The sequence below is a fragment of the Betaproteobacteria bacterium genome (assembly GCA_016709965.1).
GTDB lineage: Bacteria > Pseudomonadota > Gammaproteobacteria > Burkholderiales > Rhodocyclaceae > Azonexus > Azonexus amarohabitans.
Genome location: JADJLT010000006.1, coordinates 951,189 through 971,187, shown reverse-complemented (window position 1 = coordinate 971,187; position 19,999 = coordinate 951,189). Strand labels below are relative to the sequence as shown.

Sequence of the window (19,999 nt, the reverse complement as noted above, 5' to 3'; positions counted from 1 at the left end):
CCCAGACGGAAGGAATCATTCACCATGCTGACCCCGACTCAGAAGCAGACCGCGCAATCGATCGTCAACCTTTTCGAAACCGGCGTTGTCCTTGGCGACTACGGTAGCGTCACCGTGATACCCGGCGACACCGGGCATCTCACCTTCGGGCGCTCGCAAACGACGCTGGGCTCGGGCAATTTACTCGACTTGTTGCAGCGCTACTGCGCCAATGATGGTGGCCGCTTCAGCCATCGGCTGGCGCGCTGGTTGCCGCGTTTTGAAGCTTCTGATTTCGCATTGGATAGCGAACTCAGGCTGCACAATTTGCTCCGCGCCACGGCTGATGACCCGATCATGCGTGAAACTCAGGACATGTTTTTTGACGACGTTTACTGGCAACCGGCAGCGCGCAATGCTGCCAGGCTTGGTATCACCTCGCCACTCGGCGTCGCCGTGGTCTACGACAGTACAGTGCATGGTTCGTGGAAAGCGATACGCGACCGTACCATCGCCCAAGCCGGGAGCCTGACCGCGCTGGGCGAGAAGAACTGGATCAAGGCTTACGTCAATACGCGCCACGCCTGGCTGAGCACACATCCACGCAGCGACCTGCGCAAGACGGCTTACCGCATGAATGCCTTCCAGCGGCTGATCGAGCAAGGCTATTGGGGGCTGGAACTACCGCTGGTTATCCGTGGCGCCGAAATTTCAATGAGCACGCTGCGCGCCACCCCACCCGGCTGCTACGACGGACCGCACCCGGGCACTCGCAGCATTACGCTGCAAACGCCGCTGGCGCGCGGACTGGACGTACGACTGCTGCAACTGGGCCTGTCGGATAATGGTATTGCCATCAAGGCCGACGGCATTTTCGGGCAGACCAGCGTGCTATTGCTGAAGAAATACCAAGCCAGCGCAGGGCTGCCGATGACCGGCGTGGCAGAGCCAGCGCTGATCAGCGGTCTCGTCGACCAAAGCTGAAAGCGGTGGCGACAGCAATTTCGCCGAGTTGCATTAAGTGTCGGAATGAATTCCGTTCGCCGGCAACGGGGGTTGCGGTCGGCTTATAACATAGAGCACCACTGTACAAGCGCCAAGGAAAGCGACGCTGGCCAGCGCACTGGGCACCCAGGAATCAGCCAGGCCGCGCTCCATCCATAACCAGACAAACAGGCCAAAAGCCGGCAAAGCCAGCAGCGCACAAAATGCAGCGGTCACCAATGCGATCTTTTGTCCGATATGCCGTTTCAAATTGCTCATTCGACCTCCTCTACCATTAGCCAAATAGAGCGATTGTCACGCGCATCGCTGGTTGAAAGATTGAGCGCGCCGCCCTGATTGCCGCTGGCCTGACGGCCACTGCCACCCAACTCTATCCATTCGCCCAGCCGCCCGGAAACCGTCGTTGATAGACTTTGGCTGTTGATGCTGCCATAACCGCCCTGGCTGGCCGACTGCTGGCTGATATCGAGCGTCACCCGAGTGCCATTGAGCCGGGGCGTAGCGTAGAAGCCTGGGCCGACATCCTGATAAACCACCGTTTCATTGATCACCGCACCACCTGGCCCGACCACCACTTGCAGCATTGGAATCGGCAGCGAACGCCCGACCTGGATGAAAGCCTGGCCACCCTCAACGGTCTGCACCATCTGCGCCGCACTCTCGCCGCGCACGCTCTTCGTATCCCAGACGCGGGCATCAAGATTGCTGCGCCGGGTACTACCGAGAACGACCTGCCCACTGGCCTCGGCGCCACGCGAGTTCTCTTCGGCCTGACGATTTTGCGAAATCCGGATGATCAGGCGTCGGGTCGGCGTATCAATGGCCGCCAGCGCCCGCTTGATTTCTGCCCTGTTACGCGGCGAGGCCTTGAGAAAAAGCTGGTTGTTCATGCCGGTCAACGTGCCGCCCGGCTCAACGAGCGGCAACAGCGTCGGCAAGACCTGATCGGCGTTCTTGCTGCGCAGCTCAACGATCTCCAATTGCTGCGCAGCCACCAGGCCAACCCATAGCGTGATTGCTACGGTCAACAGGAATTTCAGGCCTTTTTTCAAATTTTCATCCTCAGGGCGCGACGATGTGCGGCAGTGCCAGATATTCACGCGAATTCATTTCGGTCAGACGACTGACGGTACGCATGAATTCGCTAGCCTGTGTACCTTCGGTGTATAGCTGCTCGGCAGCGCAGTCGGCGGTGATGATCAACTTGACCTTATTGTCGTAGAAAACATCGACCAGCCAAGTAAGTCGCCGCGCTTCCGACGAGTGGTGCGCAGTCATTTTCGGAATTTGCGACAGTAGGACCGTGTGGTAGGCACGTGAAATTTCAAGGTAATCGTTCTGTGAACGCGGGCCACCACAGAGGGTGCGAAAATCGAACCAGATCACGCCATGGCCGCGGCGCACCGTGTCAATTTTGCGGCCAAGTACTTCGATCTGTCCGCCCTTCTTGCCTTCCTCACCCGCAACCATGCGGAAGTAATCGAGCATTTTTGTCTCGGCTGCGTCGTCGGCTGGGTGATGAAAGATTTCAACCTGCTCCAATGCGCGCAATCGGTAGTCGACGCCAGAATCGACTTCGAAAACGTCGAGATTTTTCTGCAGCAATGCGATAGTCGGCAGAAAGCTTTCTCGATGCAGGCCATTCGGATACAGCATGGAAGGCGGGTAATTCGAGGTCATGACAATGATCACGCCATTCGCAAACAAGCCATCCATCAGACGACCGAGAATCATGGCATCGGCAATGTCCGACACGTGGAATTCGTCGAAACAGAGCAGACGAATATCCTTGGCGATCGATTCGGCCAGTCGCAGCATGGGGTCCTGTTCCCCCTTGTATTTCTCGAGATCGCGATGAATCTGCTGCATGAACGAGTGGAAGTGCAGACGTTTCTTGCGGCGATATGGCACCGCATCGTAAAAACAGTCCATCAGAAAACTTTTGCCACGCCCGACGCCACCCCAGAAATACACACCTCTCGGCGGCTTGGGGGGCGAGAGCAAACGCTTGAAGGTGCTGCCCCGATCAACTTTGAAAAACAACAGGTTGGTATAAAGATCCTGCAATGCATTGGCCGCAGTCATCTGCGCATCATCAGCCACATAGCCACGAGCATCGAGCAGATTTTTATAGGCATCGAGCATGCCTTGCGCGGCAACATTCAGTTTTTTATGGGGCATCGCGATGAGTCAAGGTTGGGTAAAAGCGTATTCTGCCAAATAAAAAGGCGGGTGCGTTACCGCAACCCGCCTTTTGCACAGCCGACTGGCTGATTAGAAGTTCAATGTGCGCTTGTCGCAAGCCAATGCCGCTTCATGCACGGTCTCCGACAGCGTCGGGTGAGCGTGACAGATGCGGGCGAGATCTTCCGAAGCACCACCGAATTCCATCGCCACCACGGCCTCGGCAATGATTTCCGAGGCATTGGCACCGATGATATGAACACCCAGAATGCGGTCAGTCTCCTTGCAAGCCAGCACTTTAACGAAACCCGATGGATCACCCATACCCAGCGCGCGACCGTTGGCCAGGAAAGGCACTTTGCCTGACTTGTAGGCAACGCCATCGGCCTTGAGCTGCTGTTCGGTCTTGCCGACCCAGGCGATTTCCGGCGAGGTATAGATCACCCAGGGAATGGTGTCGAAATTGCAGTGGCCAGCCTGGCCAGCCATCAGTTCGGCAACCATGACACCTTCTTCGTGGGCCTTGTGGGCCAGCATCGGGCCGCGAACGACGTCGCCAATTGCCCAGACACCTGGCAGGTTGGTCTGGCAGTGGCCGTCAACATCGACGAAACCACGGGCATCCAGCTTGAGGCCGACGGCTTCAGCATTCAGGCCGTCCGTGTTCGGCACGCGGCCGATCGAAACGATAAGGCGATCAGCATCCAGCTTCTGTTCCTTGCCATCCTTGTCGGTATAGGCAATGGAAACTAATTTCTTGGTCGCCTTGATGTCGCCAATCTTGACGCCCATCTGGATGTTCAGGCCCTGCTTGGAGAACAACTTGAGCGCTTCCTTGGCAACGTCGACATCAGCGGCAGCCAGAAAATCCGGCATGGCTTCGAGGACAGTCACTTCTGAACCGACACGACGCCAGACCGAACCCATTTCCAGACCAATGACACCGGCACCGATAATGGCCAGTTTCTTGGGCACGGATTCTTGATTCAGCGCACCTTCGTTATCCATGACAATTTTCTGGTCGACCGGCAGATTCGGCAGGTGACGAGCCTTTGAACCGGTAGCAACAATGACTTGCTTGGCCAGCACTTCTTCTTCGCCAACCTTGACCTTCCAGAATTCGCCTTCCTTGGCGACAAATGAACCGTGGCCCGGCAGGAAGGTAACCTTGTTCTTTTTAAGCAGCATCTTGATGCCGCCGGTCAGTTGATTGACCACACCATCCTTGCGCGCCTTCATGACAGGCACATCAATGGAAGCCTTGCCAACCTTGATGCCCTGCTCTTCAAAGCTGTGGCCAGCCTCCTCGAACAAGTGTGAGGTATGGAGCAGCGCCTTGGATGGAATGCAGCCGACGTTCAGGCAGGTGCCACCGAGGCGCGGCTCGCCCTTGGGATCGGCATACGAATTGGATTCGGCACAAGCGGCGGAAAAACCGAGCTGCGAAGCACGAATGGCTGCAATGTAGCCGCCGGGACCACCACCGATAACGAGCACGTCAAATTGCTTGGACATGAATAACCTTTCAGATCTTAAATGTGCAAAAGCGCCAGTCCCCTTTGACGGGGAACTGGCGCCAGCCAACGTCGATTAGACGCCGAGCAGCAGGCGTGAAGGATCTTCCAGCGCTTCCTTCATCGTCACCAGACCGAGCACAGCTTCGCGGCCGTCGATGATACGGTGATCGTAGGACATGGCCAGGTAGTTCATCGGACGCACAACGACTTGACCGTTCTCAACCATGGCGCGGTCCTTGGTGGCATGGATGCCCAGGATGGCGGATTGCGGCGGGTTGATGATCGGCGTGGACATCATGGAACCGAAGATGCCACCGTTGGAGATCGAGAATGTACCGCCGGTCAGGTCTTCGATGGTCAGCTTGCCATCCTTGGCCTTGGAACCGAATTCGGCGATCTTCTTTTCGATTTCAGCGATGCTCATCTGGTCAGCATTGCGGATGATCGGGACGACCAGGCCACGCGGCGAACCAACGGCTATACCGATGTCGATGAAGCCGTGATAAACGATGTCGTTGCCGTCAACCGAAGCGTTCAGGATCGGGAACTTCTGCAGGGCGGCACAGGCGGCCTTGACGAAGAAGCCCATGAAGCCGAGGCGAACGCCGTGGGCTTTTTCGAACTTTTCACCATACTGCTTGCGCAGCGCCATCATCGGACCCATGTTCACTTCGTTGAACGTGGTCAGGATGGCATTGGTTTGCTGTGACTGCAGCAAGCGTTCGGCAATACGAGCACGCAAACGCGACATCGGAACGCGCTGTTCAGTACGATCGCCCAGGGCAACAGCCACCGGCGGCGTAGGCAACGCTGCCTTGGCAGCGACGGGTGCAGCAACCGGGCCAGCCTTCGGCGCAGCAGCGACAGCATCCTCCTTGGTAACACGTCCACCGCGGCCAGAACCTGCGACATCAGCAGCAGCAATACCCTTTTCATCAAGGATCTTGCGTGCAGAAGGGCTGGCTGTACCGGCCGGTGCGGCAGCAGCGGCAACCGGGGCTGCGGCGGGAGCGGCAGCCTTTGGTGCATCAGCAGCCGGAGCAGCGGCGCCTGCCTTGGCTTCGGTATCGATGCGAGCGATCAATTCACCGGAGACAACGGTTTCTCCATCTGCTTTGATGATTTCGACCAGAACGCCGGCACCCGGTGACGGAACCTCGAGAACAACCTTGTCGGTTTCGATATCAATCAGGATTTCGTCGCGTGCAACGGCGTCTCCAACTTTCTTTTTCCAGGATGCGAGTGTGCCTTCGGCGACGGACTCGGACAGCTGGGGAACTTGAACTTCGATAATGCTCATAGTGACTCCACTCTGTTTTAGTTATTAGTACTCAATCTTGCCCAATGCGGACTCGACCAGTGCCTTTTGTTGCTCGTTGTGCTTCGCCAGATAACCGACAGCTGGCGACGGAGATGCCGGGCGCGAGACCAATAGTAGCTTGCGCTTGACACCAATTTGCGCATCAAGATGATGGCGGGAAGCAATCCAGTACCAAGCGCCTTGATTACGCGGCTCTTCCTGACACCACACAATTTCTGTCGCCTTCGGATATTTGGCCATTTCGGCCTGCAGCGAAGCCTGCGGGAAAGGATACAACTGCTCTACACGAACAATGGCGATATCGGTAATTTTCTTCTCGCGCCTTGCCGCCAGCAAATCATAGTAGACCTTGCCTGAACACAGAACGACACGTTTGACCTTCTTGCCATCAAGCTCGTCGACTTCGCCTATGATCCGCTTGAATTCACCACTTGCAAGATCTTCAAGCGGAGAAGCGGCATCTTTGTGGCGCAGCAATGATTTCGGGGACATCACAACCAAAGGCTTGCGCTGCATGCGGAGTGCCTGACGACGAAGCATATGGAATACCTGTGCTGCCGTCGTAGGCACACAAACTTCCATGTTCATCTCTGCACACTGGTTCATGAATCGTTCCAGTCGCGCCGATGAGTGCTCAGGACCTTGGCCTTCATACCCGTGGGGGAGCAGCATGACAAGACCACATGCACGTCCCCACTTTGCCTCACCAGAGGTAATGAATTGGTCAATGACAACTTGGGCGCCGTTAGCAAAGTCTCCAAACTGGCCTTCCCAGATAACTAATTCATAGGGATTGGCAGTGGCATATCCGTAATCAAATGCCAGAACAGCCTCTTCTGAGAGCACCGAATCATAGCAATGGAAACCTGACTGCTTTTCCTGCAGGTGTTTCAACGGAATATAGGTACCCTTATCCCAGCTTTCACGATTCTGATCATGGAATGCTGCGTGACGATGGAAGAAGGTACCGCGACCCACGTCTTCACCCGAAATACGTATGCCATAACCAGAAACCAGCAGAGAAGCATAGGCAAGATTTTCAGCCATACCCCAGTCAACAGGTAACTTGCCTTCACCCATCGAGCCACGGTCCTCGACAATCTTTTTGACACGGGAATGCAGCGTAAAGCCATCTGGAAGCGTCGTCAGACGCTGAGAGAGACGCTTCAATTCGGTCATTGGAACTGTGGTGTCACAGTTTTCAATGTAATTCTTGGCGAGGAACGGCGTCCAATCAATCATGTTCGGATGCTTGTAACCCGCCAAGACAGGGTTATAAAGCAACTCACCCTTGTCCAGATGATCGCGATACTCTTGAATCATCTGATCCGGACCATCTGCAGACAAAACCCCTTCGGCAATCAGTCTCTCACCATACAGACGGCGAGTACCCGGATGTTTGGAGATAATCTTGTACATCAAAGGCTGCGTAACCATCGGCTCGTCTTGCTCATTGTGTCCAAGCTTGCGGAAGCAGACGATGTCGATTACCACATCCTTGCTGAAGGTTTGCCGATATTCAATAGCGATTTGAGTAACCAAGGCAACCGCTTCAGGATCGTCACCATTGACATGGAAGATAGGCGCATCCGCCATTTTGAAAATATCGGTACAGTAGTGACCGGAGCGGTAGTCACGCGGATCGCTGGTTGTAAAGCCGATCTGGTTGTTTACAACAATGTGAACCGATCCACCCGTACCATAGCCGCGGGTCTGAGCGAAGTTCAGCATTTCCTGATTAACACCTTGACCAATAACGGCCGAATCGCCGTGAACGATCACCGGCAATATCTTTGCTTTACTACCTTCCCCACGACGAACTTGACGGGCGTAAACAGATCCCTCGACGACCGGATTAACAATTTCAAGGTGAGAGGGGTTGAACGCCAAAGTCAGGTGGCAAGGACCTTGTGGCGTAGAAACATCAGACGAAAAGCCCATGTGATATTTCACGTCGCCAGCAGTTAGATCAACCTTCTTCTTGCCCTCAAACTCTGCGAATAGCATGGACGGAGCTTTGTCCAACGTGTTCACCAACACATTCAGACGACCACGGTGTGCCATTCCAATGACAATTTCGTCAACACCACGACTTCCACTTGAACGAATTGCTTCATCCAGCGCAACAATCAAGGACTCTCCACCTTCAAGCGAAAAGCGCTTCTGACCAACATATTTGGTATGGAGATAGCGCTCAAGTGTCTCGGCGGCGGTCAAGCGTTCCAGCAGGCGTTTTTTCTGATCAGGCGTGTAAGAGGGGCGTGAACGAACGCCTTCCAGTCGTTCCTGGAGCCAACGCTTTTCGCCATAATCAGCCATGTACATATATTCGACGCCAACGGTACCGCAATACGTCTGTTTCAGCGTCTCGAGGATGTCACCCAATTTCGCTGTCTCAGGCAAACCTTTGAGCGAGCCTACGCTGAAAGTCTGATTAAGATCGGCATCAGTGAATCCGTAAAAGGACGGCTCTAGTTCGTCAATCTGGGGACGAGCCAGACGCTTGAGTGGATCAAGATCGGCCCAGCGAGTTCCCATCGAACGGTAGGCGGTGACGAGTTGGCCCACCGCAGACTGCTTCTTGTTATCACCGCCAGCGACAGGAGGAGGACGGAAACCACCGTCTTTGGCCAGCTCAGCAAATGCGGAAATAACCGGAGCGTGTGCAACGTCGCGAGCAACAAAACCAGGCATCTGTGCCAAGCGATCAAAATACTCGCGCCATTCTTCGGGCACTGCAGTCGGATTATTTAGGTAGTTTTCGTACAGCTCTTCTACAAATGGCGCATTGCCACCAAAGAACATTGTGCTGTCGAATAAATTATTCATTGTAGTCATAGGCGTCCCCTCTAGGGTTTTTCTTTCCACTGTAGTCTCTGAGAACCAGGTCAGTTTTTGCAGGTAAAAAAAGGGCGGCCACACGGCCGCCCATATTACTAATTAACCGCGTTGGGCAAGCGGCACCACATCGCGCTTGGCAGCGCCCATATACAACTGACGCGGACGGCCAATCTTGTATTCCGGATCGGAAATCATCTCTTCCCACTGCGTCATCCAGCCAACGGTACGAGCCAAAGCGAAAATACAGGTGAACATTTCGGTAGGAATACCAATAGCTTTTTGAACAATACCCGAATAGAAGTCGACGTTCGGATAGAGCTTCTTCTCAACGAAGTACGGATCTTCCAGAGCGATCTTTTCCAGCTCCATCGCCAGCTTGAACAAACGGTCGTTCTGCAGACCGAGTTCAGAAAGAACATCGAAACAAACCTTACGCATCAGCTTGGCACGTGGATCGAAATTCTTGTAGACACGGTGTCCGAAGCCCATCAGCTTGAAGGAGTCGTTTTTATCCTTTGCACGGTTGATATATTCCCCAACTTTGGATACATCGCCAATTTGCTCAAGCATCTGCAGACACGCCTCATTGGCACCGCCGTGAGCCGGACCCCATAGGCAGGCGATACCAGCAGCAATACACGCAAACGGATTGGCGCCCGAGGAACCTGCAAGACGTACGGTTGACGTTGATGCATTTTGCTCGTGATCGGCGTGCAGCGTAAAAATGGTATCAAGCGCATTGACCAGAACCGGGTTCGGCTTGTACTTCTCGCACGGATTGCCAAACATCATTCGCATGAAGTTGGAAGTGTAATCAAGATCGTTGTCCGGATACATGAACGGTGCACCGGTGTTGTATTTGTAAGCCATAGCAACAATCGTCGGCAACTTGGCTACAAGTCGATTAAAGCTGACGTTACGATGCTCGGCATCAGAGTAATCCATCGCATCGTGATAGAACGCAGAAAGCGCACCAACCACACCAACCATAACAGCCATCGGGTGAGCATCGCGACGGAAGCCACTATAAAAACGGGTCAGCTGGTCATGCACCATCGTATGCTTCTTGATGGTCGTTTCAAATGCCACCTTGTCAGTAGCATTAGGCAACTCACCATTTTTCAGCAAGTATGCCACTTCAAGGAAATTGCAATTTTCAGCCAGTTGCTCAATCGGATATCCGCGATACAGCAACTCACCCTTGTCACCATCGATGAAAGTGATGGTTGACTTACAGCTAGCGGTAGAAAGGAAACCAGAGTCATAGGTAAACAAACCGGTCTTGCCACCTAGCGTGCGAATATCAACGCAATCGTTGCCGTGCGTCGGTGACATGATCGGAAAATCAACTGGAGCCAGCCCATCGATTGTCAAAGTTGCCTTGCGTTCAGTCGTCATGGAGTCTTCCCTTTATAGGTGTTGGTTGTCACTGCAATGCAAAAAAGCGGTCAACATTCCCAAGATAGAATGAAAACCTTACTCAACTCTTACGAAGCAGCGCCACGATGGGCGCCAAACGAAGATCATCAATCTCTGCCTTACCGGTAAGCAAGTCCCAAAGATCGTAATCCTCCATGTCGGCAAGTTCCACAAACGCCTTCTGTTCTTCGTCGCTCAACCTCTCAAACCCATCATCGAGAAAACGGGTCAGCGTAATATCGAGCTCAAGAAGCGCGCGACGAATGCATCGCCAACGCAGGCGTTCGTAGTCCTTGCGTTCCATTAGACGGCGCGACGAACCATCATGTCCTTGATTTTTCCGATAGCCTTGGTTGGATTCAGGCCTTTCGGACATACATCGACACAATTCATGATGGAGTGGCAACGGAACAAGCGATACGGATCCTCAAGATTATCGAGTCGCTCGCTAGTTGCCTGGTCACGCGTATCAGCGATGAAGCGGTAGGCGGCCAGTAAGCCCGCCGGACCAACGAACTTATCCGGGTTCCACCAGAACGACGGACAAGACGTCGAGCAGCAAGCACACAGGATGCACTCATAAAGCCCGTTCAACTCTTCGCGATCCTCCGGTGACTGGAGGCGTTCGCGCTCTGGCGGCGGATCATTGTTAATCAGATACGGCTTAATCGAGTGGTACTGCTTGAAGAACTGGGTCATATCGACGATCAAGTCGCGGATGACCGGAAGACCCGGTAGCGGGCGTAGAACGATCGGCTGCTTCAAGCTGTCAATGTCAGTCAGGCAGGCCAAGCCGTTCTTGCCGTTGATGTTCATGGCATCAGAGCCACAAACACCTTCTCGACAAGAGCGACGGTAAGAAATCGCATCGTCTTTAGCCTTCAACTTGGTCAGCGCATCCAGCAGTTTGCGGTCAGTCGGCTCAAGTTCAACCGAAATGTCCTGCATGTAAGGTGCATCATCCTTGTCTGGATCGTAGCGATAGATACTGAATTGAACCATACGTTTGCTCATTCTGGACTCCAATTAGTACGAGCGCGTCTTGAGGGCTACGGCCTCGACGGTCAGGGGTTGCATGTTGACCGGCTTGTAGCTGATCGAATTATCAACCGGCGAGAACAGTGTGTGCTTCAGCCATTCCTTGTCATTACGGCCGTTCGGAAACTCTACCGAATCCGGCGCATCATCACGAACGTGAGCACCGCGCGATTCCTTACGAGCTTCAGCGGAAATCATCGTGGCCTTCGCGACTTCGATCAGGTTTTCCATTTCGAGCGCTTCGGTACGAGCGGTATTCCAAGCCATTGACTTATCCTTGATTTCGAGTTGGCGAGCAGCCTTTTCAACTTCGAGGATTTTCTCAACACCTTGCTTAAGCATATCTCCAAAACGGAACACACCCGCATGATCCTGCATTGTGCGCTGCATAGCCAAACGAGTTTCGTGGACGTTTGCACCGCCCTTACGATTATCAAGAGCCGAAATGCGCGCCAAGGTCTTATCAGCAACATCCTTTGGTAGTTCGCGATGAGCGCGACCTGCCTTCAGATCCTCTACCGCCGAATCGCCGGCCGACTTGCCGAACACCAACAGATCCAGTAGTGAGTTGGTACCAAGACGATTAGCGCCATGCACCGATGCGCACGCACATTCGCCACCCGCGTAGAAACCCGGAACGATATTGCTCATGTCACCATCCTTGGGCATCACGACACGGCCGGAGTAATGCGTCGGGATACCACCCATCTGATAGTGACAAGTCGGAACCACAGGCAACGGTTCTTTTAGACAATCAACACCGGCAAACTGAAGACCAATTTCATGAATACCCGGCAAGCGCTTCATGATGGTTGCAGGATCCAGGTGAGTAATGTCGAGCAGGACATAGTCCTTGTTGACGCCACAACCCCGACCTTCCTTGATTTCCGTCGCCATGGCACGGGAAACCACGTCACGCGAAGCCAGATCCTTGGCATTCGGCGCGTAGCGCTCCATGAAGCGTTCCTTGCTGGAGTTACGCAGGATACCACCTTCTCCGCGCACACCTTCTGTAATGAGCACGCCTGCACCGGCCACGCCGGTCGGGTGAAATTGCCAAAACTCCATATCTTCGAGCGGGATGCCGGCACGAGCCGCCATACCCAAGCCGTCACCAGTATTAATGAAAGCATTGGTCGAAGAGTAGAAAATACGGCCAGCACCACCGGTAGCAAAAATCGTGGCGCGAGCATGGAAAATAACGATCTGACCTGTTTCCATTTCCATGGCGGTAACGCCAAGGACGTGACCCTCTTCGTCACGAATCAGATCAAGCGCCATCCATTCAACGAAAAACTGGGTGTTGGCCTTGACGTTACGCTGATACATGGCATGCAGCATGGCATGACCAGTACGGTCAGCGGCCGCACACGATCGACGCACTGGCTTTTCACCAAAATTCGACATATGGCCGCCGAACGGACGCTGGTAAATCTTGCCATCATCGGTACGATCAAAAGGCATACCGTAATGCTCAAGCTCGACCACCACTTCATTGGCCTTCTTGCACATGAACTCAATAGCATCTTGGTCACCGAGCCAGTCGGAACCCTTGACGGTATCGTACATGTGCCACGTCCAGTGATCTTCCTCGGAATTACCGAGAGAAGCCGCAACGCCGCCCTGAGCAGCAACTGTATGAGAACGGGTTGGAAACACCTTGGACAGCACAGCCGTCTTCAAGCCAGCCTCGGACAACTGGATTGCAGAACGCAAACCAGCGCCACCAGCACCAACGATTACCGCATCAAATTTGAGAACAGGAATACTCACGCTTACAGCCTCCAGAGAATCGCAGCAGCCCACGCGGTATACCCCACCAGCGCAGCAGCAGTCAGAACATGCAGGGAAAGGCGCAGGCCAGTCGGCTTCACGTAGTCCATCCAGATATCACGCACGCCAATCCAAGCGTGGTAAAACAGACTAACGAAAAAAAGAAAGGTCAGGAATTTTATAACGCCGTTAGCAAACAGCCCCTGCCATGCCTCGAAGGTGGATGGACGAACGATCAGCAGAACCGCGGCCATCAATACCGAATAGACCGCCATGATAACTGCCGTTGCGCGCTGGGCAATCCAATCCCTCAGCCCGTAATGAGCACCTACAACAATACGATTGATCACAGCAACACCCCCCAAAGGATCAGGGTCAGCGGAATACTTACTGCCAGCACAACACCAGCAGACTTGCGGGCAGCCTCTTTCTCAATGCCCACATGCAGATCAAGCAGAAGAAATCGAATACCAGCACAAAAATGGTGCACAAACGCCCAAAGAAGGCCCGCCAGAATCACCTTGACCGGCAACATGCCGGCAACCGATTTAAAAACCGCAAAACTATCAGGAGACGCCAAGCTTGCTCCGAACAGCCAGAGCAAAACCGGAAGACAAAGAAACAATCCGGCACCGCTAACGCGATGAAGAATTGAAACCTTGCCCGGCAACGGCAACCTAATTGTGGTCAAGTCCAAGTTTTTTGGACGTTTCTTGATGGTCATTTCTGCCATGAACGTCATCCCTCGCGTGAATATGCGGTTATCCGCTTTTACGTGGTTCGAAAAGAGCTGTAATTATACATTCAAAACTAGACAGAGCACTCCTCAGAGAGGCCTTTCCGAGTGGTTTTAAGCGTACCCCTACTGTTCAACCTAAAACATTTCTATAGTAGTGATGCCGGGTGCTATACAGACCACGTCGCCACTCTACAGCCTTATTCCCATAGGTATAAGCCGTCCGCTCCACAAGCAAGAGAGGCTCCCCCAATGGCACACCAATCATGCCCGCACTTCGGGCATCTGCCGGAACTGCCCTCAAGTGCTCTTCGGCATTGATCATACGAACACCAAAATCACTTTCAAACAAACTATAAAGCGAGCGCTCTCCCCCCCGCAAACTTTCCAGCGTCAAACCATCAAATAATTCAGCGACAAGATATATCTGATCAAAGACCACGGGATCCCCACTGAAACGTAGCAGACGCTTCACGTGAACTACTCTCGTGCCAACCTGCAGGCCAAGAGCAGTTGCCACCTCCGGATTCGCATCAACAGTTTCGCAAAAATATGGGTCACTGACAGCATGGGTTGCCTTGCCATCATCTGGCACCAAGCGCAGAAATCGGTAAAAGGAGCGGGGATCGTTATGCGTTGCAACAAATGTCCCTTTTCCCTGACGTCGAATAAGTAGATTTTCCGCAGCCATTTCGTCAATTGCCTTACGGACAGTTCCTTGGCTGACATTGAAGCGTGATGCCAGCTCACCCTCGCTGGGAATGGAATCACCAGGCCTCCACTCTCCTTCCTCCAGGCTACGAATCAAGAAATCCTTGATTTGGCGATATAGAGGACTGAAAGTTGGTGAACTTAAACGGGGGGCAGGACGAGAAACGTCACGAGTCATGATCCAAATTTCAGCACATTTCACCAAGGCCGTCCACGAAAAGTTATCTTATATAAGACACATGATGAATTGACAGAAAAACGCCGAACTCCTACCATCTTCAATCTCTCGTGCCTGCTGACGCAAGTAATCAAAAAAGCGGGCTTTCGGGCGAATACCAATAATTTCAACCACGCTGTTTCAAACAGGAGCGATACATGTCCAAAGCACCCATGCGCGTTGCCATTACCGGCGCCGCCGGCCAGATCGGTTATAGCCTGCTGTTCCGCATTGCCTCCGGCGAAATGCTCGGCAAAGACCAGCCGGTCATCCTCCAGTTGCTCGACCTGCCGCAAGCCCAGCAAGCCGTCAAGGGCGTGATGATGGAGCTCGACGACTGCGCCTTCCCGCTACTCGCCGGCATGGTCGCCACTGATGACCCGAACGTTGCGTTCAAGGATGCCGACGTCTGCCTGCTGGTTGGCGCCCGCCCACGCACCAAAGGTATGGAACGTGCCGACTTGCTGACCGCCAACGGCGCCATCTTCACGGTTCAAGGCAAAGCAATTGCCGAGAACGCCAAGGAAGACGTCAAGGTTCTGGTCGTTGGCAACCCCTGCAACACCAACGCCTATATTGCTGCAGCAGCAGCCAAGAAGGTCGGCCGCACCAACCCGAACAATTACCACGGCATGCTGCGCCTGGATCATAACCGCGCGCTGTCCCAATTGGCCGAGAAAACCGGCCGCGCCGTTTCCTCCTTCAAGAAGCTGGTCGTCTGGGGTAATCACTCCCCGACGATGTACGCTGACTACCGCAACTGCGAATCCAACGGCGACAACGTCAAGGCACTGATCAACGATCACGCCTGGAACAACGACACATTCCTGCCGACCGTCGGTAAGCGCGGCGCAGCCATCATCGAAGCACGCGGCCTTTCTTCCGCCGCCTCTGCTGCCAATGCAGCCATTGATCACATCCATGACTGGGTTCTCGGTTCCAGCGACTGGGTCACGATGGGCGTTCCGTCTGATGGTTCTTACGGCATCCCGGCCGGCATCGTTTACGGCTTCCCGTGCGAGTGCAATGGAGGTTCGTTCAAGATCATCCAGGGTCTGGAAATCGACGAATACAGCCGCGAAAAGATCAACTTCACGCTCAAGGAATTGACCGACGAAGCCGAAGCCGTCAAGGACATGCTGTAATCCAGCATTAGTTCCCAGCTTCATTAAATGGCCGCGGTAAAATACCGCGGCCATTTTCATTTTTGGATCTGAAAATCATGCGCCATCCGAAAGCCGTACTTTTTGCCGGCGAAAAACCATTCCCCATTCTGCCCGCTGTCGACCATTACGCCGGATCTGAAAAACTGATGCGGAAAGCACTCCAGTTACAAAGGGAACTCGGACCGATATTCGACATCACCTGCGACTGCGAGGATGGGGCTCATGCAGGTGCCGAGCGCGAGCACGCTGAAATGGCTGCCGGTATCATCATGAGCGAGGACAACCTGTTCAACCGGGTAGGCGCTCGCGTTCATGACGTCACCCACCCGCACTGGCGGCAGGATATGGAAATTCTGGTTGGCATCGCCGGCAGCCGCTTGCCTTTCATTACCTTGCCCAAATCCTGTAGCGCCGCTGACGTTCAGATTCAAATAGAAGCATTACGTGAAATTGAGCAAAATTTTGGCGTTGACCGCAGGATTCCGGTTCACGTGCTTGTTGAAACCCACGGCGCTCTTCGCGAAGTATGGGAAATCGCTGCACTACCCGGGGTCGAGAGTCTGGATTTTGGCCTGATGGATTTCGTCTCCGGGCATCACGGCGCCATTCCTGGCAGCGCCATGAAAAGTCCCGGCCAGTTTGAACATCCGCTGGTTGCTCGTGCCAAATGTGAAATCAGCGCGGCAGCACTGGCTTGCGGGGTCATTCCATCACATAACGTGACCACCGAACTGAAAGATATCGAATACATCCGCAATGACGCATTGCGCGCTCGAACAGAATTTGGATACCTGCGCATGTGGAGCATTCACCCAAACCAGATTGTGCCAATCGTCGAAGCAATGCGCCCGGATTTTTCGGAAGTGCAGGCTGCGGCTGAAATCCTGACAGCCGCTCAGGACACCGACTGGGGACCGACTCAACACGAAGGCAAACTCCACGATCGAGCCTCTTATCGCTACTACTGGGAATTGCTCGACCGCGCCCATGTCACCGGTATGGAAATTCCAGTTACGGCAAAGCAACGTTTTTTTGGCTGAAGAACTCCCTATCCTCTATCGCGACGAGCATATTGTCGTTATCGACAAGCCGCCCGCCCTACTCGTCCATCGATCTGAAATCGATCGTCACGAAACCCGCTTCGCGATCCAGATCCTGCGCGACCAGATCGGCCAGTACGTATGGCCAGCCCATCGACTCGATAGAGGCACTTCCGGCGTACTGCTATTTGGTCTGAGCAAGGAAATCGCCAGCCAACTCGGACAACAGTTCGAGCAAGGAACAGTAGATAAACGTTATTGGGCGGTCGTTCGCGGACACCCGCCGGCATCAGGCAGCATCGAGCATGCGCTGTCTCGGCAACGCGATCCCTACGAATTCCGGGGAGAACAAAGCAGCACAGAGCCGCAACCAGCCTTCACGCACTTTCGGAAACTGGCTGAAATCGAACTTCCCGTTAAGGTGGACCGCTACCCAACCAGCCGTTATGCGCTACTTGAACTGGAACCTGTAAGCGGTCGTCGCCACCAGATAAGGCGTCATCTCAAACATATTGCCCATCCGGTCATCGGCGACGCAACCCACGGCAAGGGAATTCATAACCGCTACTTTGCTGAACATCTTGGCTGCCATCGGATGCTGCTTGCGTGCGTCAGCATGGCATTTAACCACCCAGTGGAGGGGCAACATCTGGAAATAAAAGCACCAGCGTCCGGCGAATTCGCCGACACGCTGGTGCTTTTGGGCTGGCCGCTCGAACCAACTTAGGCGATATTTTCCTCGAGGTGCTCGCGGAGTTCGAGATTTCGCTCGAGTTGAACGATATCCTGACCCAAAGCATCGCGAGCAGAAACCATGCCCAACGGAGCACCATTATCGTCCACCACTGGCACATGGCGGAAACCACCATCGACCATAAATTGCAAGGCATAGCCAAGCGGCTTGTCAGCACGAATCGTTTGCGGGTTGGCGACCATTACCTGCGACAAGGTCGTTTTATCCGGATCCAGATTGCCTGCCAAGACCTTGTTGAGCGCATCACGCTCGGTAAAGATGCCAACGGTCCGGTTGTTTTCAACGACCAGAATGGCTCCGATCCGCTTTTGGGCCATCAAGCTGCAAGCAGACCGCACCGTGGCTTCCTTGGCGCAGGAAACAACAGTTTGGCCGGCGATAATGTTGCTAATGATGCGATTGGGCATGTTTATCTCCTTTGGTTATTAGAAATCAATGATGTAGCTCATCGAAGCACGAACTACAGCACATGCGAAGATTACCCGTACTTGATGACAATCACCGCTATGGCCATGAAAATAATGACCACGCCGATCAACTCAAGGTTCAATGAGAAAGTTAAAAAATTTACTTAGGGTGTCAGGTCGTAAACCACACGAACTCGCGCATCGGCCCTGGATAGATCAATAAATCCTATGCCCCCCGGATGTGAACTCACCCATTTCATAACATCGTCGGTTGTATTTACCTTCGTAGGCGGTTGCATGCGCCCAGAAAAGACTTGCCGTGACCAGTAGGCATTGACCTCGGAAACCTCCTTGCCAACCAATGCGCGATAAAAGCGTGCCCGATCAGGATGACTATCTGGCATGTCCACCGGTTGCGCTTCCACGCCATTGAAAAACTGGCGATTGCGGCCGAAAAAAACATTGACTACCTCGTTTCGGGTCATTGCAGCCACGCCACAGCGCGCATTTACCACCACAACCAGTTCGGCTCGCACTTCTGCCATCGGCTGCATTAGCAGCCAACACAATGTCAGCAAGGAAAACCGTCGGACAATGCGCATCGATTTAGAAGACAAAGTCCATCGTCATGGAAAAAACATCCATGTTGCCATCCCATTGCGCTCGACGGTCCTGGCGATAAGGAAAAATCGACGTTGAATCGCCCCGGATCGAATCCCACTGAGCCTTGAGCGCAACATTTTTGGCAACATCCCAGCGCACCCCCAGGAACATCGTATGCTGCTCGGAATGTGAATCAGCCATGACGTAGGCGGCAAGAGCATTCAGAGGCTGCCCATGCTGCCGGGAACGAACCCACGAGTACCCAAGATAAGGCGTTACCTGAAAAACCCGATAACCGGCAAGCAGATAGCCACCATCCGAGCTTTCAAGTGCATTGCTGCCTTGCTCGATATGATTCAACATCAACTGCGCCTGCCACGGTCCCTGATCGTAGACGACCCCTACCGAATAATAGTGAGTGCGCGTATTGCGCGTAGCAAGGAAGGCGGCTTCCGCGCTCGTAGTGCCCCGCCCTATAATTTTCTGCATCACCGCCGAAATTGGCAGGTCGTGTCGGAACTGAATATTGGCGTAGCTAGCTCGCACCAGCCAGGCATCTACTTGATACTCGAGGAATCCACCCACCATCGGCGAACCGGAAATATCCCACTGTTCATCAGCCAACGGAATTTGACCATTCGAACGCCCGTAGAAGACCTTCGCTCGCAGGAGATGTTCACCAAGCGGTACGGTTATCGCCGCATCGGCACCGTGGATGCTATAAAAAGGCAAATACCAGAAATAATCGCCGGGCGGACGTACGGTCAGAAAAGAATAACCAACCCAGCGCGAATCCGCCATCATGAAAAATTCAGTACCCAGGCGCCCAGCCCTCAGGCTCAAATTCGGGTTGGGATCATATTTCAAATATGCCCAGGCAATTTCGGGATAGAACGTCTGGTCGTAGCGATAACGACTCGTCGCTTGAACCACCGCATCCATCTGTGGATTGATATGCCAGGCGCCCTGCAGGCCGAGCACGCTATCCACCAAGCCACTCCACTCCTTGCCGATCCCTCGTGGCTGGGACAAGTCACGGACAAACTCGACGTTGTCTGTTGTGGTCCGGGCAATACCGAGCGTTCCGAAGCCCTGCAGCGAAAAAGCTGATTCAGACTCGGCCATCGCAGGTAATGCGATTTGCAGAATGGCCATAACAGCAACGATGGCTTTCTTTAGCGGACACAGCGATGTTGTCCAACTACACAGTTTGGCTATGGTCATGACGGGAAATCTTCGCGGGGTCAAAGCCGACCAACGACCCACAGCGGGGCCGTCTGTATTTCAG

20 protein-coding genes are annotated in these 19,999 nt (G+C 53.8%); 4 read left to right on the top strand and 16 right to left on the bottom strand.

From position 1 onward, the window contains the following. Positions 1-24: 24 nt before the first annotated feature. The gene (locus tag IPJ12_19070) at positions 25-963 is read left to right on the top strand and encodes a chitosanase (protein ID MBK7649198.1); all 939 of its coding nucleotides are present in this window, start codon (positions 25-27) and stop codon (positions 961-963) included. Positions 964-996: 33 nt separating this feature from the next. On the opposite strand, the gene IPJ12_19065 is transcribed toward IPJ12_19070, so the two are convergent. From IPJ12_19065 to IPJ12_19005, 13 genes are all read right to left on the bottom strand, one after another. Continuing rightward, positions 997-1,242: a hypothetical protein gene (locus IPJ12_19065; GenBank protein MBK7649197.1), complete on the bottom strand. Its 246-nt coding sequence runs from the start codon at positions 1,240-1,242 to the stop codon at positions 997-999. Beyond that, positions 1,239-2,036: a hypothetical protein gene (locus IPJ12_19060; GenBank protein MBK7649196.1), complete on the bottom strand. Its 798-nt coding sequence runs from the start codon at positions 2,034-2,036 to the stop codon at positions 1,239-1,241. The genes IPJ12_19065 and IPJ12_19060 overlap by 4 nt, the downstream gene beginning before the upstream one ends. 10 nt (positions 2,037-2,046) lie before the next feature. Next, positions 2,047-3,165 (bottom strand): AFG1 family ATPase, encoded by a 1,119-nt coding sequence (locus IPJ12_19055; GenBank protein ID MBK7649195.1) that lies wholly within the window; start codon positions 3,163-3,165, stop codon positions 2,047-2,049. Positions 3,166-3,258: 93 nt separating this feature from the next. Next, positions 3,259-4,683: a dihydrolipoyl dehydrogenase gene (gene lpdA / locus IPJ12_19050; GenBank protein MBK7649194.1), complete on the bottom strand. Its 1,425-nt coding sequence runs from the start codon at positions 4,681-4,683 to the stop codon at positions 3,259-3,261. A 75-nt stretch (positions 4,684-4,758) separates the two neighbouring features. Beyond that, complete coding sequence (gene odhB / locus IPJ12_19045; GenBank protein ID MBK7649193.1) at positions 4,759-5,985, bottom strand: 2-oxoglutarate dehydrogenase complex dihydrolipoyllysine-residue succinyltransferase; 1,227 nt, start codon at positions 5,983-5,985, stop codon at positions 4,759-4,761. A 24-nt stretch (positions 5,986-6,009) separates the two neighbouring features. Continuing rightward, on the bottom strand, positions 6,010-8,844 hold the full coding sequence (locus IPJ12_19040) for a 2-oxoglutarate dehydrogenase E1 component (protein MBK7649192.1): 2,835 nt from the start codon (positions 8,842-8,844) through the stop codon (positions 6,010-6,012). Positions 8,845-8,946: 102 nt separating this feature from the next. Continuing rightward, a complete protein-coding gene (gltA, locus tag IPJ12_19035) occupies positions 8,947-10,245 on the bottom strand; it encodes a citrate (Si)-synthase (GenBank protein ID MBK7649191.1) in 1,299 nt (432 codons plus the stop codon). Between the two features lie 82 nt (positions 10,246-10,327). Beyond that, a complete protein-coding gene (locus IPJ12_19030) occupies positions 10,328-10,570 on the bottom strand; it encodes a succinate dehydrogenase assembly factor 2 (GenBank protein MBK7649190.1) in 243 nt (80 codons plus the stop codon). Then, the gene (locus IPJ12_19025; GenBank protein ID MBK7649189.1) at positions 10,570-11,280 is read right to left on the bottom strand and encodes a succinate dehydrogenase iron-sulfur subunit; all 711 of its coding nucleotides are present in this window, start codon (positions 11,278-11,280) and stop codon (positions 10,570-10,572) included. Before IPJ12_19025 ends, IPJ12_19030 begins: the two co-directional genes overlap by 1 nt. A 12-nt stretch (positions 11,281-11,292) precedes the next feature. Continuing rightward, a complete protein-coding gene (sdhA, locus tag IPJ12_19020) occupies positions 11,293-13,077 on the bottom strand; it encodes a succinate dehydrogenase flavoprotein subunit (GenBank protein MBK7649188.1) in 1,785 nt (594 codons plus the stop codon). Between the two features lie 2 nt (positions 13,078-13,079). Beyond that, positions 13,080-13,427: a succinate dehydrogenase, hydrophobic membrane anchor protein gene (sdhD, locus tag IPJ12_19015; GenBank protein ID MBK7649187.1), complete on the bottom strand. Its 348-nt coding sequence runs from the start codon at positions 13,425-13,427 to the stop codon at positions 13,080-13,082. Next, positions 13,424-13,810, bottom strand: coding sequence for a succinate dehydrogenase, cytochrome b556 subunit (sdhC, locus tag IPJ12_19010; GenBank protein MBK7649186.1), 387 nt, complete (start codon positions 13,808-13,810; stop codon positions 13,424-13,426). The genes sdhD and sdhC overlap by 4 nt, the downstream gene beginning before the upstream one ends. 136 nt (positions 13,811-13,946) lie before the next feature. Next, positions 13,947-14,702 (bottom strand): GntR family transcriptional regulator, encoded by a 756-nt coding sequence (locus IPJ12_19005; GenBank protein ID MBK7649185.1) that lies wholly within the window; start codon positions 14,700-14,702, stop codon positions 13,947-13,949. Between the two features lie 197 nt (positions 14,703-14,899). Between IPJ12_19005 and IPJ12_19000 the strand changes: the two genes are divergently transcribed. From IPJ12_19000 to IPJ12_18990, 3 genes are all read left to right on the top strand, one after another. Next, positions 14,900-15,886, top strand: coding sequence for a malate dehydrogenase (locus IPJ12_19000; protein MBK7649184.1), 987 nt, complete (start codon positions 14,900-14,902; stop codon positions 15,884-15,886). Positions 15,887-15,963: 77 nt separating this feature from the next. After that, a complete protein-coding gene (locus IPJ12_18995; GenBank protein ID MBK7649183.1) occupies positions 15,964-16,947 on the top strand; it encodes a CoA ester lyase in 984 nt (327 codons plus the stop codon). After that, positions 16,895-17,674: a tRNA pseudouridine(65) synthase TruC gene (locus tag IPJ12_18990; GenBank protein MBK7649182.1), complete on the top strand. Its 780-nt coding sequence runs from the start codon at positions 16,895-16,897 to the stop codon at positions 17,672-17,674. Before IPJ12_18995 ends, IPJ12_18990 begins: the two co-directional genes overlap by 53 nt. On the opposite strand, the gene IPJ12_18985 is transcribed toward IPJ12_18990, so the two are convergent. The 3 genes from IPJ12_18985 to IPJ12_18975 all read right to left on the bottom strand — a co-directional run bounded on the left by IPJ12_18985 (position 17,671) and on the right by IPJ12_18975 (position 19,866). Continuing rightward, positions 17,671-18,108: a CBS domain-containing protein gene (locus IPJ12_18985; protein MBK7649181.1), complete on the bottom strand. Its 438-nt coding sequence runs from the start codon at positions 18,106-18,108 to the stop codon at positions 17,671-17,673. The genes IPJ12_18990 and IPJ12_18985 overlap by 4 nt on opposite strands. A 164-nt stretch (positions 18,109-18,272) precedes the next feature. After that, the gene (locus tag IPJ12_18980; protein ID MBK7649180.1) at positions 18,273-18,653 is read right to left on the bottom strand and encodes a hypothetical protein; all 381 of its coding nucleotides are present in this window, start codon (positions 18,651-18,653) and stop codon (positions 18,273-18,275) included. A 61-nt stretch (positions 18,654-18,714) separates the two neighbouring features. Next, positions 18,715-19,866, bottom strand: a complete 1,152-nt coding sequence (locus IPJ12_18975) for a hypothetical protein (protein ID MBK7649179.1) — start codon at positions 19,864-19,866, stop codon at positions 18,715-18,717. Between the last annotated feature and the right edge of the window lie 133 nt (positions 19,867-19,999).